Source organism: Streptomyces odontomachi (assembly GCF_024435355.1).
Taxonomy (GTDB): domain Bacteria; phylum Actinomycetota; class Actinomycetes; order Streptomycetales; family Streptomycetaceae; genus Streptomyces; species Streptomyces odontomachi.
In genome coordinates this window covers 308,786-323,183 of sequence record NZ_JAMJWG010000001.1, presented here as the reverse complement: position 1 = coordinate 323,183, position 14,398 = coordinate 308,786, and the positions used below count along the sequence as shown (strand labels likewise).

Below are 14,398 nucleotides of genomic sequence, written 5' to 3'. Positions count from 1 at the left end.
CAGGCCGTCCGCGAGACGCACCGGCGCATGACCCGCGCGGGGGGGGCGGGTCATGCGCCAGGGGCGTTCTTCGGGGTGGCAAGGGAGGGTCGTCGTGCCTTCATCGCTCAGCTGGGGCGCTTGCTGAAATGGAACGCGGAGATGCCAAAACGCTGACGAAGGTAGAAGCGGTGGGCGTCAGTGCGCTGCGTTCCGGAATCCAGTTGGACCACGCGGCAGTCCAGGCTGCGGGCGCGGTCCTCCAGATAGCTCAGAAGACGTCCTCCCACACCGGTGGAACGGCACGTGCTCACCGTGACCAGATCATCGATGTGCATCTTACGAATGGAGCTGGTGTTGTTGATCACCCGCCACCCCGCGGCAGCGATGCACGAACCCTCGTCGTCGTAGGCCGCCGTGAACCGGAGCCCCTCCGCGTAGCCGACCTCATACACGTTCTGGAGAAGCTCCGCAGTCAGGTGCGGGCGCAGCTCATGCAGCACGGGAAGCAGGTCGCCGGTAAGGCGCGCATCGCCCGGCTCCAGATCGATCATCTTCATGTTCGCAGCGTATACATGCGGCGCCGGCGGCCGGCGGTACCGTCCGTCGTGCTGCCTCCGGCCAAGGCGTCCTTGGCCACCCGTGCGACCTCACCCTTGACCGTGTGGCGGTCGGGCAGCACCACCGTGACCCGGTTCCCCGGCCGGGCCCGGATACCACCTGACGCGGTCGCCGGGCCCGGCACGGGCGTGTCGTCAGGGCGTCATGTGAGCGCGGCGGCCGTCGTGTCCGCCGGTGCGGCGGCGATGCCCTCGGCGCCGGACGTCAGTTTCTGCAGGTCGGCGGCGAAGCCGCGGTAGCTCGTGGCCACCGAGTCCCATCCGGTGATGACCGTCTCGCCCGAGGCGCTCAGGGCACCCACCACGGCGGCCATGGAGATCCGATGGTCACCGTGGGAGTCGACGATGCCACCGTGCAGCGCCCGGCCGCCCTCGATGACCATCCCGTCGTCCGTCTCGGTCACCTGGGCGCCGAACGCCCGCAGCATCGCGGCGGTGCTGCTGATCCGGTCGCTCTCCTTGACCCTGAGCTCGGCGGCGCCGGAGATGACCGTAGTGCCCTCGGCCAGGGCCGCGGCGACCGCGATGACCGGGACCTCGTCGACCATGTCGGGGATGTCCTGCGGTCCGATCCGGACGCCCCGGAGCCGGCTGGAGCGTACCCGGATGGTCCCTGTCCCGGTGTCGACGTCCAGGTCACCGCCCATCCGGCGCAGTACGTCGACGAAACCGCCGCGGCCGGGGCCGGTGTACAGCTGCTCCACCACCACCTCGCTGTCCGCTGCGGTGAGTCCGGCGACGACCCAGAAGGCCGCCTGCGAGGGATCTCCGGGCACCGTCACGTCGCACGCGTGCAACTCGCTCGCCCGCACCTCGACCTCGGTCCCGTCGATCGCAACCGTCGCCCCGAAGAGGGGCAGCATCTCCTCGGTGTGCCGACGTGTCACCGTGGGCTCGATCACGACGGTGCGGCCCTTGGCGTGCAGACCGGCCAGCAGTACCGAGGACTTGACCTGGGCGCTGGCCACGGGCACCCGGTAGGTGATGCCGGACAGCGTGCCGCCACGGATCGCCAGCGGGGCCAGCGATCCGTCGTTGCGCCCGTCGATCACGGCTCCCATGGCCCGCAGCGGCTGCGCCACCCGATCCATCGGACGGGCCCGCAGGTACCGGTCCCCGGTCAGCACGGTGAACATGGGCTGGCCGGCGCAGACCCCGGCCAGCAGCCGGATTCCGGTGCCGGCGTTCCCCATGTCCAACGGCCCGTCAGGCTCGTCCCGCAGGCCCCCGTCGACCGTCAGGCCCTCGGCCGTCTCGGTGAAGCCGACTCCGAAGCCGCCGAGCGCCTGCCGGGTGTGCCGGACGTCGTCGCCGGTGGACAGCCCCCGGATCAGGCTCCGCCCCCTGGCCAGCCCCGCCAGCAGCAGTGCCCGGTGGGAGATGGACTTGTCACCCGGAACACGCAGGGTTCCCCGGACGGCGCACGGGCCGTGCAGGCGGACAGCCGTCTCCTCGTCGAGGGCGCCGGGTGCCCCGGACGGACGGTCGGTTTTCACAGAGATTCTCCCTCGGCAGATGCCAACCGCTCGCGCAGCTTCGCCGGGACGGCGCTGCTGGAGCGGAGTAGCGTCATTACGTGTGCCAGGGTCTGGCCGACCCCGGCGTCGGTCGGTACGTGGTGCTGCGGGTACGGCAGGAGCGGAGCGGTGCGCCGGAAGCCGTCCTGGTACCGGTGCAGGCGCTGGACGGCTCCGGGCCCCATGACCCGGTCCCCCTTCGGCCGCCGGGCGATCCGGTCGACCGCATCGCCGGGGTCGGCGTGCAGTCGGATCGAGAGGTCCGGGTGCGGCAGCCGCCGGTAGAGCCGGGCGAGCGTCTCCAGGTTCCCGGCGCCGACCAGGGCCGCCGTGGCGAGCCAACGCGAGACGTAGGTGTCGGTCAGCACCACCCGGCGACGCAGGTCGAGCGGGACAAGGGTGGTCCGCACCAGATCCAGCATCTCCAGGGCGTGTGCGATTTCCACCGTGTCCGGGGTGAACAGCCCCTGCCAGCCGGGGAATCCGTGCTCCTGCCCCAGCGCGCTGAGCAGCCGCTTGTGCGTGCTGCGCAGCACGTGCTGGTCACAGGGCACCTCGTACGCGTCGAGCAGCACGTGCAGGCGGCTTGCCAGGGTGGACTTGCCACAACCGTCGATGCCGGTGAGTTCGATCAGCACGGCGCGCCCTGCGTGTCCGCGTCGAGCCGATCCGCCGCCGTCTGGAAGGCCCGGGCGTACCGGGCGACGGCCTGGGGATCGTCCTCGTACAGGTCCAGGCCGTCGAACTCCACGAGATCGGTGAGGAACCGGTCGGTCTGGGGGAACGCGGCCGGATCGCAGGCGTCGAACGACGGCACGGACGGGAACGCGGCCAGCAGTTCGGGGCGCTGGAACAGCGGGGTGCGGTGCAGGCCCGCCTGCGGTCGGCGCACCCGCACGCCCAGGCCGCGCAGCAGGGCCACGACGTCGTCCGCCGAGGCGCGGCCCCGCCACCTGAAGTGCAGCTTGTAGAGGGTGCCGGCGGTGCGGTCGGGCCCCGTCGCAACGGGCTCGAGGCCGGGGAGCAGCCGGGCGTGCTCGGTGACGGCGGCGAGGTTGCGCTCGCGTAATGCCAAGGTCGCGGGGAGCCGGGTGAGGTGGTCTGCCACCAGCACCGCCGCGATCGGCGAGACGCGGAAGTTGTTGCCCACTCCGGTCTCCAGCAGCGCACGCAGTGCGGGTTGCTGCACGTCCGCGAGGCCGCGGTGCTTGGGCTGCCCGAAGGCGACGGCCCGTTCGAAGGTCCCGCGGTCGCCGGTCAGCACCGCGCCGGCCATGCCACCGGAGACCATCTTCGTGGTGCCGAGGCTGAACACGGCGACGTCGCCCGCCGTCCCCACCGGGCGGCCCCGCCAGTGGACGCCGTGCGCGTGCGAGCAGTCCTCGACCAGCGCCAGGCCCCTGCGGTCGGCCAGTTCCCGGGCCGTGTCCAGCGGGACGGGCCGGCCCCACACGTGGGTGACCGCCAGTGCCTGGGTGCGCGCGGTGATCCGGCGTTCCGCGTCCGCGAGGTCGACGTTCCCGGTCTTCGGATCGCAGTCGCAGAGCACCGGCCGCAGGCCGAGCATCAGCAGCGGCGTCACCGTTGCGCGGAAGGTGTGGGCGGGCACGAGCACCTCGCTGCCCCGTTCCAGGCCCAGGGCTGCGTAAGCGGTGGCCAGCCCGGCCGTCCCCGAGGTGCACAGCAGTGCCTCGTGGGTCGGGGCCAGCGCCTCGGTCAGCTGCGCCTCGCAGGAGGCGATCTCGGGTGTCTTCACCATGGCGGCGAGGGAGCCCGCCCGGATCAGTGCGGTGACCTGCTCGGCGGCGGCGTCCGAATAAAAGGGCCAGAGTCTCATCGCTGCGGCCTTCCCAGGGCCGCTGGATGACGACCGGAGGCCTCGGCAGCCGCGAACACCGCAGTGCGGACCGCCTCCCAGGTCTCCTCCAGGGCGCCGACGGCCGGCACCGTGTTCTGCGCGTACGGTACCAGTGCACGGGTCTGCTCGAAGGCCTCGGCGTAGCGGGCGAGGACCGAGTCCGAGCCGGTCTTGAAGATGTGGTCGCCCTTGGGGCGGCGGCTGATCCGCCGGGCGGCCTCCTCGACCGGCACCTCCAGCAGAATCGACACGTCGGGTGCGGGAAGCAGGGCGTAGACCTCCCGCAGCCTCTCCAACGCGTCGCTGCGCCAGAGCGCTGCGGTGGCCAGCCACGAGGAGACGTAGGTGTCCATGACGATCACCTGGGCGTCGAGGTCCAGCGGCAGCACCTGCTGGTACACGGTGTGCACCATCTCGAAGGCCTGTGCCACCTCGATCTCGTTGGGCTCGAACAGCCCGCTCCAGTGACGGTGCCCGTGCCGGGCCGAGATGTCCGCGGCGATCCGCTTGTACGTACTGCGGAAACTGCGTTGGTAACACGGGACGCCCGCGGAGTTGAAGAGCCGCATGATCCGCTCGGCGAAGGTGCTCTTGCCGGATCCGTCGATTCCCGCCAGTTCGATCAGCATGTCCGCTCCGTGCCGTCCTGCCATGCATATCCGTGCCATGCGATCTCGTCCCGGAAGAGTTCGCCGATCTCCGCACGCTCCCGGCGGCCCAGCTCCCGCCAGTACGGGCGGCCGGCCGGCCGGAACACCGTCTTGGCCTGCGGTAACTCCTTCGGCACCGCAAGGCCGACCTGCGCGAGCGCGGTGCGCAGGTCACGGTCGAGGTCTTCGTAGTGGCCGACCAGGTCGACGATCGGCCGGCCGTGCTCCGTGTAGAGCGGCCAGTTCAGTGCGTCGGCGGCCTCGCCCGATTGCAGGAATCGGTGTATCCCGGGGCGCGGTTCGGTGCGGTACCGGTGATAGTACAGCGACACTACCTTGTCCCAGGGGTTGCGTTCGAAGCAGAACGTGAAGTAGCGCTGCCAGACCTGATGGCCCACCAGCTCCCGGATGTCGGCCGCCGCCATGTGGTTGTAGTAACGGACGCCTGCGCCAGGGCCCGGCAGCACGGGGCAGCCGGGGGCCGGCCGGCGCCCCGGCTCCAGGTGGTTCTGGGGTTCGCGGCCCCGCCACTGCCTGCGCAGCGCCTCGTCCCGGGGGCTGAGCGAGGTGATCACGGCGTCCTCCCCGAGCATGCCGGACAGTGCGATCTCCACGCTGGTGCCGGCGGTCTTGCGGGTGCGTACGAAGATGAAGCGGTGCTCGTGCGAGACGATCACAGGAACCCCCCGGTTGTCCGGGGCGGCGGGCCGGCCATCACAGCTCCGGGATGAAGTCGGCGCTGCCCGCGGTGGCCGTGGCCAGGCTGGCGACCGCACGCCGGTACTGGTGCGGCACCGCGTCCAGCGGGGCGAGGCCGATCGACGCCGACCGCACGGCCTGCAACGGGTCGATCAGCAGGCTGCGCCCCATCAGCACGACGTCGGCCGAGCCTGCCTCGATGACATCGTCTGCCTCCCGGACGTCTCGGATGAGCCCGACCGCAGCGGTGGCCATGCCGGCTCGCCGGCGGATCTCCCGGGCGAATCCGACCTGGTAGCCGGGTGCCGGCTGGACGGCCAGCGGTCGCCGGATGCCGCCGGAGGTGCAGTCGACGAGATCGACGTCGTGTTCGGTCAGCAGCGCCGCGAGCCGCACGCTGTCGTCCAGCGTCCAGCCGCCCTCGGCCCAGTCCACGCAGGACAGCCGGACCGCCAGCGGCAGATGCTCCGGCCAGTACCGGCGGACGCTGTGCACGACCTCGATCAGCAGCCGGCAGCGCGCGTCGAAGCTGCCGCCCCACTCGTCGCTGCGGGTGTTGGCCAGCGGGGAGAGGAAGCTGTGCAGCAGTCGGCCGTGGCCGGCGTGCAGTTCGAGGAACTGGAAGCCCGCTGCGTGCGCCCGCTTGGCCGCGGTTCCGAAGTCCTCGATGACCCGGGTGATCTGGGCGGCGTCGAGCGGGTGCGGGACGGCATAGCCGTCGGCGAACGGGATGCGGCTCGGAGCGACGACCGGCCATCCGCCCGCCGCGGGATCGAGGGGGCGGTCCCCCTCCCAGGGCCGGGTTCGGCTCGACTTGCGTCCGCCGTGCGAGAGCTGGATGCCGGCGACGGCGCCCTGCGAGCGGATGGCGGTGGCGACCGCGGCGAGCCGCGGCACGAACCCGTCGTGCCACAGGCCCAGGTCGTACGCGGTCACCGCGCCCTGCTCGGACACGGCGGTGGCCTCGACGATCACCAGCCCGATCCCGATGGACCTGGACAGGTAATGGCCCAGGTGCCAGTCGTTGGCGTGGTAGTCGGAGGCACAGTACTGGCTCATGGGTGCGAGACCGAGGCGGTTGCGCAGCGTGATCCCGCGGAGGTTCGTCTTCTCGAAGAGTGGCAAGCGAGAACTCCAGGTCAGCGAAGAGGTAAGGAGCGGCCATACACCCGCAACCGGTTGCGAACCCCCTGGTGGAACGTCGAACGGGTGGGGCTGCACGCGCGGAGTCGGTCGCGTGGGCTCTGCCGGCGCAGGTTTCGTTCCGTGTCAGGGCAGCTGAGCCGGCCGGCCCGAACGACGGTCCCGAGAGGGTGCCGCCGGGCGCGCACGATCAGGCGCCTCCGTCGCGTCGCCGGCCAGGTGCCGGTGGCTTCGCAGGGGCGGAACGGGCCCGGGTGGGCCGGCGAGGGGGGCGATCTGCCCGTCGGGCCGCCGTCGCCCCGGCCGCCGTCCAGGCCGTCGCCCCGGTGGCCGTCCCGGTGGCCGTCCCGGCGTTCGGCGCGACGGCCGGCCCGGTCTGCCGGAAAGGCGGAAAGGGCGCGTGTACCGGGCAGGACCCGGTACACGACATCGTCGTGAATATCGTCGTGAATTTCGATCGGGAAGGTCATTGCTTCCGCTCCTGTGCGACGTTGCGTCATTTCACGCTTTTCGAGGTGCTGCGATCGTGGCCGGCAGCGCAGGGGGGCGGATCGGATACCCGGGGGCGTCTATCGGCGTTTTCGCATCCCGGTTTCGCAGCGTGAATACGTGCCGAGCGCGACGCCGAGTTGAAAACGATTGTTCACACCGAGCTGGTTCATGAGGGAACGCAGCATGTTGGTCACGGTACGGCGGCTGACTCCCAGCCGGTGCGCGGCGCTGACATCCGTACTGCCGGCCAGCAGTAAGGAAAGGAGTTTGAGTTGGCGTTCGTCGAGGGTCAGGCTGTTCGGAAGGGCCAGTCGGAACACCGCGTGCGCTGGCTGCCCGGGTCGATCGGTCATGACTTTCACATCACCTCGTTCTGGCCTTGATCACCGGCCAGACAAGAGTCACCGAGCCCGATATACGGATGATCAGCATCCTGTTGATCTTGCCGTATGCCGCACGTGGATGCCGAGCTGCTACCGCCCCGTTTCCAGCTCCTGTCAGCGGGCAGGTGTCGACCGCGCCGCGGCGCGCTCCCCGAGCGAGGGTCCCGGTGGCCGCACCGGCATCCTCGTCAGGTGCCGCCGCCGCGCATGGGCCACCAGGTCGTCTTCGGTCAGGCCGAGCAGCCGTTCGCGTGCCGTGCCCAGGATCCGCTTGGCCTCGGCGGCGAGGGCGGCGTCGGACAGGGGCAGCGGCCCTGCCTCCCCTGCGGCCATGGCGTCGTCCGCGCCCTGGAGCACGCATTCCTGGACGCTCTCGGTGAGATCCCGCACGCCGATCTCCCGTACGGCCAGGGACAGATGCGCCGACAGGCCGTCCTGGCCGGTCGCGCGATGGGCGCAGCCGCGGGGGACGTAGAGGATCTCGCCCGGACCCAGCACGGTGTGGAACAACTCGGCGGGCTGCGGCTCGTCGGCCTTCACCCGGCCCGCGTGCCAGGTGGCGTCCGCCGGGCCCTCGTGCACGTGCCAGCTCTTGCTGCCCGTCACCTGGACGACGAAGACGTCCCCGTCGTCCCGGTGCAGCGGCAGTCCGGCCTTTCCCTCAGGGGTGACGAAGAAGAACGCCTCGACGGCACGGCCGAGTTCGTCGGCGAGGTCCCGTACCGCTTCGCGGGTCGGCTCGTGCCACTGGTCGACGCAGCGCAACAGCATGGTCGCCCCCTCGTCGAGGAGTGCGTGGATCCTCCTTTCGTCCGCGAATCCCGTGGGAGCCGCTGTCCCGACGGCTCTGGACGAGGTGAATTCCTTGCCGGGAAGTCGCCGTCCGTCCCGCCACATTTCGACGTACGGCTCCCTGAGCAGCCCGCCGGCCAGGGCCGCGTCCAGGTCCGCCAGGGTGAAGGGGCTGGGCATCCCACCCTCGACGGTGAAGACCCCGGGCCGGCTGCGCCAGTGCGACCGGAACGACGAGTTCGGATCGCCGACCAATGCGTCGAGTGTCTGTGCTGCCATGAGCCGGAACCTAGCAGCGGTGAGGTCCGCTGAGGCAGCGTAATTTCCGTAATCAGCAACAACCGGGACCGTGTGCACCTCGATGTGCGCAAGGCGGAAATCGCCATTGCCGCAGCCGTCGGGCGGCACTTAACGTGCTTCTCGCCCGATCCGAATCCAACCAAGGAGAGAATCATGGTGAAGCACGCCTCGATCCTTCGGCCCCGCCTGGACAAGGTGAAGCCGCAGGACCGCTGAATAGCGGCGTAATGAGGTATGCCGCCACCTTTCCGGGTGGCGGCATACCCGCTCGACGAAGGCGAATTTCCGGACGAAGGGCTGACGTGTACGAGTTCACATCGCAGAAAGGCCTTGTCCCCGTGGTCAGCCTGATCGATGAGCGGCTGAGCACGACCACCGTGTGCCTGGCATCGCGGTACGGGGCGCAACTCGACCCCCTGGGGCAGTGCGGGCTCGCCCATGTGCTGGAGCACGTTCTGATGTCAACGCCGGTCGGCTCCGTTCCGTCGCTGAGCGAGCACGTCGAGCGGCTCGGCGGGCACGCCAACGCCGAGACCGGTGTGGACCGCATGCTCTTCTACGCCCAGGTGCATCCGGACGATGCCGAAGAGGTCGTCGCGCTGCTGTACCAGGCCGTCCTGCAACCGCGTTGGCTCGACGGGGTCCTGGAGCAGGAGAAGCGTGCGGTCTTCCAGGAGCTGGCGGCCGCCGCCGCTGACCACAGCGACGTGGTCCAGGACGCGTTCCTGGCGGACTTCTTCCCCGGCCACCCCATGGGACGCCCGGTGGGCGGACGGAAGGACGACATCGAGCGGTGCGACACCGCGTCGGTCGCTGCGGCACACGAGCAGCGCCTGCTGACCTCGTCCCTGTCCGTGATCGTGGTCGGTCCGAGGCTGCCGAAGACGGTCGATCCCGAGGTGGCGGGGATGCGGCCGCAGACCCTCGCCGCGATCGGCAGCGTGCCCGGCACCGTGCCCGAGGTGCCGCCGCCGCCACCGCCGAAGCCGGTGCGCTGGTCGACGGAGTTCACCTGGCTGTGCGCGGGGGCACGCTCGGTGCCCGACCACGACCCGCGCAGGCCGCACTACAACGTCCTGGCCCAACTGCTCGGCTCCAGCCCTTCGTCGCTGCTGTACCGCAAGCTGCGCGGCGAAGCGGGACTCGCCTACACCTTCCACGCGTGGAACCGCGGTTACGCGCTCACCGGCGCGTGGCGCGTGCTGGCCGGTGTGGAGCCGGGCAACGGCGACGCGGCCCTCGCCGTGATCCAGGGCGCGCTCGACGAGGTCGCCACCCGGGGGCCCGACCCCGACGATCTCGCGTCCGCCCGCCGCCAGGCACGGATGCACGTGCTCACTTCCATGGACACCCCCTTGGACTGCGCCCGCTTCCTCGCCCTGCGCAGCAGCGCAGCCGACGCGTGGTCCCCCACCGAGGAGGTCGCCCGGATCGACGCGGTGGACTCCGACGATCTGCGCGAGGCTGCGGCACGGATACGGGACGGCTTCTGGGCCACGGCCAGCCCGGTGGCGTCGTGACCACGACGGACAGCTACCTGGAACGGGCCCAGCAGGCCGGTCTCCTGGACGAGACGCTCGGACACCGCTTCGTGTCCGACCGGTACGACGACCCGTTCACCGGCCGACGGCAGGTCCTGGTCGAATACACGGACGCCGGGTTGCCCGAGGACCCCCACGCGCTCGGCGCCCTCTGCGACCGCCTGTACGAGCGCCACGCGGCGGCCCAGTCGATTCTCCTGCGCGTGGTGGGCGACGTCCGGCTGCCCTCGCCGTGGCTGCCCCGGCTCACCTACATCCGGCACGGCTCTGCGGAGAACGGCGCGCCGCCCCGTCCCGAGTCGGCGGTGGGCGTGCGTCCCGCCGTGCCCGACGACGACTCCCGCATCCGCGACTGGCTGGTGCAGGCCTTCCGCAACGCCTACCCCGGCCAGGAGATAGCGGCCGGGCACAGCGGCATCGAGGGCATCCTGACGAGCCCGGCACGACGGTCCTTCATCGCCCACGTCGCGGACCTGCCCATCGGGCACGGCACCGTCCTGTTCGACGAGCGGGACGAGGTCACCGGGGAGGTCTTCGCCGAACTGGTGGACATCCTGGTCGACGACGCGGCGCACCGGCGCGCGGCCACCTCGGCACTGGTCGCCGCCGCGGTGCAGGCCACCCGGGGACGCCCGCTGCGCGGCCACGTCGTGCACCCGCGCGAGAAGGCCACCGCCCGCCAGGCAGACCTGGTGCTGCACGCCCTGCTGCGCGGCGACTGGTCGGTCGACCACGTCTTCTGGGAGCACACATGGTGACGTGCGAAGGAACGCACGAACGCTCCTGCGGCCCGGCTCCGCTCACCCTGGCCCCCTTTTTCGGGGCCCTGGGCCTGGACCCCGAGGAACCGCTGCGGAACCTCGTCCGAGGCGCCCGCGAGCTGCCCGGCCGCCTGGTTCCCCTGGTGCTCTCCGTCGCCGCCCGCCAGGGCGAAAGCCTGGGCAGCGGCTGCACGGACGAGATCCGCCGGATGCGCGCCAGGGTCGAGGACTACCGCGCACTCGCCACCCACCTGCTGGCCGACATCCCCGGAGCCCGCGTGCTCAAGGGCCCCTCCCTCGCCGAGCGCTATCCGGCAGGGGTGCTGCGCCCGTGCGGCGACCTGGACGTCTACGTTCCCGACGAGACCGCCCTGTGGCGGGCGGCCATCTCGGTGCTGGGCACCCGGCCGGTGAGCGATGTCAACGTGACGGTGCTCGACGGCACCGGTCGGACGCACTGGGTCGTGGTGCTGCGCTGGCCCGGCCTTGACCCCGTCCTCGACGCCGAACACCGCGTCGAGCTGGCGACCTTCGCCTACCCCGGGCTGCCCGGGGTGGTTCCGGTGCGGGCCGAACCGCCCGAGGACCAGGCCATGGGCGATCTGCTGGCCCTTGCTGAGGAGGCGTTCCAGCGGTCGTTCACCATCAAGGACGTCCTCGATCTCGCCTTCACCCTGGACAGCGCCGGCTGCCCGGCCCCCGCGGCGCTGGCCGCGGCCGGCGAACGCTACCGCCTCACGCCCGAACTGCTGCGGCTGGCGCAGGCGCTCGACGACGCCGAGGACGTGCCGAGACCGGCTGTCAACACCCACCTGCTCACGCTGCTGCGCACCCCGGCCGCACAGGAGCTGGAACGCCGGCGCGTACGGAGCGGGCAGCGCGACGGCGCCACGACCGGACGGCCCCACGTGGACACCGCGAGGCCCCTGCACGGCCTTCACCTGCCGGCCGGCCCCGCGCCTCGCCCGGACGACGGGGCGCACTTCCACGAGTTCGCCGACGGCGTGCTGCTGCGGTGCCCCGTCGGGGAGTTCCTGCTGGTCGAAACGGAGCTGGTGGACCCGTCGGCCTACGACTCGGCGCTCGCCGAACTCCGGAAGCTGCACGCCGCCGAGGAGGCACTGTCATGAGCACCGTTCAGGTCGACGATCTCACCCGCCGGTTCCGCAGCCGCAAGGGCCGCGAGGTCACCGCACTCGACGCGGTGCGGCTGCATGCCGAGCGCGGCGAGGTCGTGGGGCTGCTCGGCCCCAACGGCGCGGGGAAGACGACGCTGTCGCGCATCCTCACGACGCTGCTGCTGCCCACCAGCGGGTCGGCCCGGGTGGACGGCCTCGACGTGGTGCGCGAGGCGCCCGCGGTGCGGGAGCGCATCGGCCTGGTGCTCGGCGGCGAGCGTGGGCTCTACGGCCGGCTGACCGCCCGGCAGAACCTGCGGTACTGGGGCGCGATGCAGGGCCTGACGGGCCGCCGCTGCCGCAGCCGCGCCGACGAGCTGCTGGAGCGTCTGGGCCTCACCGCACGTGCCGACGACCGGGTGGAGACGTACTCGCGCGGCATGGTGCAGCGGATCCATCTGGCCCGCGCGCTGCTCCGCGACCCGCGGGTGCTCGTCATGGACGAGCCGACCAGCGGCATGGACCCGCATGCCGCCCAGGGCTTCCGCGGGCTGGTCGAGGAGTTGCGCGACAGCGGCACGACCGTGCTCCTGGCCACCCACGACATGCAGGAAGCACAGGCGTTGTGCTCGCGTGTGGCACTGATCGACCACGGCCGGATCCTGCGCGAGGGCGCCCCGAAAGACCTCCTCCGGGGGCTTCGGGCGCCCAGGACGGTGACCGCCGGTGGTGTTCCCGCAGCCACCGCCGAAGCCGTCGCGAGGATCGCGGGCGTCACCGTGCACGGATCGACCCCCCAAGGTCATCTCACGCTCGGGATCACGGCGGACGGTGCGCTGTCCGAGGCGCTGCGGACCCTCACCGCCTCCGGTGTCCACGAGTTGTCCGTGTCCTCGCCGACCCTGGCCGAGGTCTACCGCACCATCATCGAGGACCGGGAGTTCGCCCTCTGATGTTCGCCTTCGTGCAGGTGCAGTGGCTGCTCATGATCCGCTCCCCACGACTGCTGACCACGGTGCTCGTCGTCCCCCTCTACGCGATCGTCTTCTTCACCACGGTCCGCTCGTACGGTGCACCGGAACTGTCCGGCACGGTGGCCCTCACCGCGTTCGCCATGAGCATGTGGTCCCAGGCGATGTTCGTCGCGGCGGAGGTCGTCGACCACGACCGCTGGGAGGGCACCTTGGAACCCTCCCTGCTCACCCCGGACGCCTACCTGCGTTCCCTGGTGACGCGGATCCTCGCCATCACCGCGCTGAGTCTGCCCGTGCTGGTGGAGGTCATCGCGATCGGGCGGGTCGGATTCGGCCTTGCGCTCCCCGTGCGCCACCCCGTCACCGCGCTGGCGGCAGCGCTGCTGCTCGTGGTCGGAACCGCCGGTTTCGCTCTCCTGGTGAGCGCGCTCATGATCCTCATGCCCATGGGGCGCCTCCTGAGGAACGTGCTCACCTATCCCTTCTACATCCTCGGCGGCCTGATACTTCCCACCAGTTCACTGCCCGCGCCCGTCGAGTGGCTCGCGCGACTGTTCTTCCTCTCCTACGGCGCGCAGCTGCTGCGCGACGCCATGGCCGGGGGAGGACACGGTCACCGGAGCGCCTTCACCGCCCTGCTGGTCCTGTCGGTCGTGCAGCTGGTGGCCGGCGCACTCGTACTGCGCCGGGCCCTTGCGCAGGCGCGCCGCGGGGAGGCGATGCTCTATGCGTAGGGTCGGTGCACTGCTCCACCAGATCGGCTACGGCCTGCTGAGCAGTTACCAGGACTACCGTGCCATGTACACGTGGCGCTCATGGCTGTTCGGCTGGATGGCCCGGCTGCTGTGCCAGGTGCTGTTCTTCTCCATGGTCGGCCAGGCCATCGGTTCGGCCGCCGCGCAGGACTACATGGCGCTGGGCAACGCGGTGATCCTGGGGCCGCTCGGCGCGCTCGGCGTGGTCTCCTCCAGCGTCGGCGAACGCCGTGGCGGAACCCTTCAGTTCCTGCTGCTCAGCCGTAACGGGCCGTTTCCCGTGATGATGTCGCGTGGGCTGTACTGGGCCGCCGACGGGATCGTCACCTCCTGCGTCGCACTGGTCCTGCTGCGCTGGATGCTGGGCGTCGAAGTCCGTCCGGTGATGCTGCCCGTCTGTTTCCTCCTCCAGATCCTGATCACGCTCAGCGGTTACTGCATGGCCCTGTCCCTGGCGGGGATCAGCCTCCGGTGGCCGGAGAGCCGCATGTACCTGACGGCGGGCGCGACGATCGTGTGGATGACGTTCGCGGGGGTCAACACGGCTCCGCCTCGCACAGGCGCCGGCGACGCCATCGCCTCCGTGCTTCCCGTCACCCACGGCCTGCGGGCGATGCGTGCGGTGGTGGCCGGCGACGCCGTGCCCCTCACTGCGGTCGTCGCCGAGTGCGGGGTGCTCCTCCTGTGGGGCACCGTCAGCTGGCTGGCCCTGACCGGATCCCTCCGTCATCAGATCCGGGTCGGCACCCTCGACCTGCGCTGAGTCCCCCACCGTCAGTCGTGTGCCGGCCTGGCTCGGTCGGTGCCACCGCGGGG

The 14,398-nt window shown here is 71.1% G+C and carries 16 protein-coding genes; 7 read left to right on the top strand and 9 right to left on the bottom strand.

Features of this window, described 5'->3' with window-relative positions; translation table 11 throughout:
• Nucleotides 1-107: 107 nt before the first annotated feature.
• The 9 genes from NQO67_RS01330 to NQO67_RS01290 form a co-directional block, all read right to left on the bottom strand.
• Nucleotides 108-539 (bottom strand): GNAT family N-acetyltransferase, encoded by a 432-nt coding sequence (locus tag NQO67_RS01330; RefSeq protein ID WP_255945437.1) that lies wholly within the window; start codon nucleotides 537-539, stop codon nucleotides 108-110.
• 203 nt (nucleotides 540-742) lie between these two features.
• Complete coding sequence (aroA, locus tag NQO67_RS01325; protein ID WP_255945435.1) at nucleotides 743-2,095, bottom strand: 3-phosphoshikimate 1-carboxyvinyltransferase; 1,353 nt, start codon at nucleotides 2,093-2,095, stop codon at nucleotides 743-745.
• On the bottom strand, nucleotides 2,092-2,754 hold the full coding sequence (locus tag NQO67_RS01320) for a nucleoside/nucleotide kinase family protein (protein ID WP_255945433.1): 663 nt from the start codon (nucleotides 2,752-2,754) through the stop codon (nucleotides 2,092-2,094). The genes aroA and NQO67_RS01320 overlap by 4 nt, the downstream gene beginning before the upstream one ends.
• Nucleotides 2,748-3,953 carry a DegT/DnrJ/EryC1/StrS family aminotransferase gene (locus NQO67_RS01315; RefSeq protein ID WP_255945431.1) on the bottom strand — a complete coding sequence of 402 codons (1,206 nt, stop codon included), beginning with the start codon at nucleotides 3,951-3,953 and terminating at the stop codon, nucleotides 2,748-2,750. The genes NQO67_RS01320 and NQO67_RS01315 overlap by 7 nt, the downstream gene beginning before the upstream one ends.
• Nucleotides 3,950-4,603: a nucleoside/nucleotide kinase family protein gene (locus NQO67_RS01310; RefSeq protein WP_255945429.1), complete on the bottom strand. Its 654-nt coding sequence runs from the start codon at nucleotides 4,601-4,603 to the stop codon at nucleotides 3,950-3,952. Before NQO67_RS01310 ends, NQO67_RS01315 begins: the two co-directional genes overlap by 4 nt.
• Nucleotides 4,597-5,301 carry a sulfotransferase family protein gene (locus NQO67_RS01305; RefSeq protein WP_255945427.1) on the bottom strand — a complete coding sequence of 235 codons (705 nt, stop codon included), beginning with the start codon at nucleotides 5,299-5,301 and terminating at the stop codon, nucleotides 4,597-4,599. The genes NQO67_RS01310 and NQO67_RS01305 overlap by 7 nt, the downstream gene beginning before the upstream one ends.
• 37 nt (nucleotides 5,302-5,338) lie before the next feature.
• Complete coding sequence (locus NQO67_RS01300) at nucleotides 5,339-6,448, bottom strand: NADH:flavin oxidoreductase/NADH oxidase (RefSeq protein ID WP_255945425.1); 1,110 nt, start codon at nucleotides 6,446-6,448, stop codon at nucleotides 5,339-5,341.
• A gap of 587 nt (nucleotides 6,449-7,035) precedes the next feature.
• The gene (locus tag NQO67_RS01295) at nucleotides 7,036-7,311 is read right to left on the bottom strand and encodes a LuxR C-terminal-related transcriptional regulator (RefSeq protein WP_255945423.1); all 276 of its coding nucleotides are present in this window, start codon (nucleotides 7,309-7,311) and stop codon (nucleotides 7,036-7,038) included.
• A 144-nt stretch (nucleotides 7,312-7,455) separates the two neighbouring features.
• Entirely contained in the window at nucleotides 7,456-8,412 is a 957-nt protein-coding gene (locus NQO67_RS01290) for a JmjC domain-containing protein (RefSeq protein ID WP_255945421.1), read from the bottom strand.
• Nucleotides 8,413-8,484: 72 nt separating this feature from the next.
• Between NQO67_RS01290 and NQO67_RS01285 the strand changes: the two genes are divergently transcribed.
• The 7 genes from NQO67_RS01285 (at nucleotide 8,485) to NQO67_RS01255 (ending at nucleotide 14,345) form a co-directional block, all read left to right on the top strand.
• Entirely contained in the window at nucleotides 8,485-8,649 is a 165-nt protein-coding gene (locus tag NQO67_RS01285) for a hypothetical protein (RefSeq protein ID WP_255945419.1), read from the top strand.
• An 86-nt stretch (nucleotides 8,650-8,735) separates the two neighbouring features.
• Nucleotides 8,736-9,953, top strand: coding sequence for a M16 family metallopeptidase (locus NQO67_RS01280; protein WP_255945417.1), 1,218 nt, complete (start codon nucleotides 8,736-8,738; stop codon nucleotides 9,951-9,953).
• On the top strand, nucleotides 9,950-10,732 hold the full coding sequence (locus NQO67_RS01275) for a GNAT family N-acetyltransferase (RefSeq protein ID WP_255945415.1): 783 nt from the start codon (nucleotides 9,950-9,952) through the stop codon (nucleotides 10,730-10,732). The genes NQO67_RS01280 and NQO67_RS01275 overlap by 4 nt, the downstream gene beginning before the upstream one ends.
• Nucleotides 10,726-11,865, top strand: a complete 1,140-nt coding sequence (locus tag NQO67_RS01270; protein ID WP_255945413.1) for a nucleotidyltransferase family protein — start codon at nucleotides 10,726-10,728, stop codon at nucleotides 11,863-11,865. The genes NQO67_RS01275 and NQO67_RS01270 overlap by 7 nt, the downstream gene beginning before the upstream one ends.
• Complete coding sequence (locus NQO67_RS01265) at nucleotides 11,862-12,806, top strand: ABC transporter ATP-binding protein (protein WP_255945411.1); 945 nt, start codon at nucleotides 11,862-11,864, stop codon at nucleotides 12,804-12,806. The genes NQO67_RS01270 and NQO67_RS01265 overlap by 4 nt, the downstream gene beginning before the upstream one ends.
• Nucleotides 12,806-13,561, top strand: coding sequence for an ABC transporter permease (locus NQO67_RS01260; RefSeq protein WP_255945409.1), 756 nt, complete (start codon nucleotides 12,806-12,808; stop codon nucleotides 13,559-13,561). Before NQO67_RS01265 ends, NQO67_RS01260 begins: the two co-directional genes overlap by 1 nt.
• Nucleotides 13,554-14,345 carry an ABC transporter permease gene (locus NQO67_RS01255; protein ID WP_255945407.1) on the top strand — a complete coding sequence of 264 codons (792 nt, stop codon included), beginning with the start codon at nucleotides 13,554-13,556 and terminating at the stop codon, nucleotides 14,343-14,345. Before NQO67_RS01260 ends, NQO67_RS01255 begins: the two co-directional genes overlap by 8 nt.
• Nucleotides 14,346-14,398 lie beyond the last annotated feature (53 nt).

Bases quoted from the DNA above. Each gene is read 5' to 3' on its own strand.
- NQO67_RS01330 (WP_255945437.1), bottom strand. From the start codon at position 539: ATGAAGATGATCGATCTGGAGCCGGGCGATGCGCGCCTTACCGGCGAC.
- NQO67_RS01315 (WP_255945431.1), bottom strand. From the start codon at position 3,953: ATGAGACTCTGGCCCTTTTATTCGGACGCCGCCGCCGAGCAGGTCACC.
- NQO67_RS01310 (WP_255945429.1), bottom strand. From the start codon at position 4,603: ATGCTGATCGAACTGGCGGGAATCGACGGATCCGGCAAGAGCACCTTC.
- NQO67_RS01295 (WP_255945423.1), bottom strand. From the start codon at position 7,311: ATGACCGATCGACCCGGGCAGCCAGCGCACGCGGTGTTCCGACTGGCC.
- NQO67_RS01290 (WP_255945421.1), bottom strand. From the start codon at position 8,412: ATGGCAGCACAGACACTCGACGCATTGGTCGGCGATCCGAACTCGTCG.
- NQO67_RS01270 (WP_255945413.1), top strand. From the start codon at position 10,726: ATGGTGACGTGCGAAGGAACGCACGAACGCTCCTGCGGCCCGGCTCCG.
- NQO67_RS01265 (WP_255945411.1), top strand. From the start codon at position 11,862: ATGAGCACCGTTCAGGTCGACGATCTCACCCGCCGGTTCCGCAGCCGC.
- NQO67_RS01260 (WP_255945409.1), top strand. From the start codon at position 12,806: ATGTTCGCCTTCGTGCAGGTGCAGTGGCTGCTCATGATCCGCTCCCCA.
- NQO67_RS01255 (WP_255945407.1), top strand. From the start codon at position 13,554: ATGCGTAGGGTCGGTGCACTGCTCCACCAGATCGGCTACGGCCTGCTG.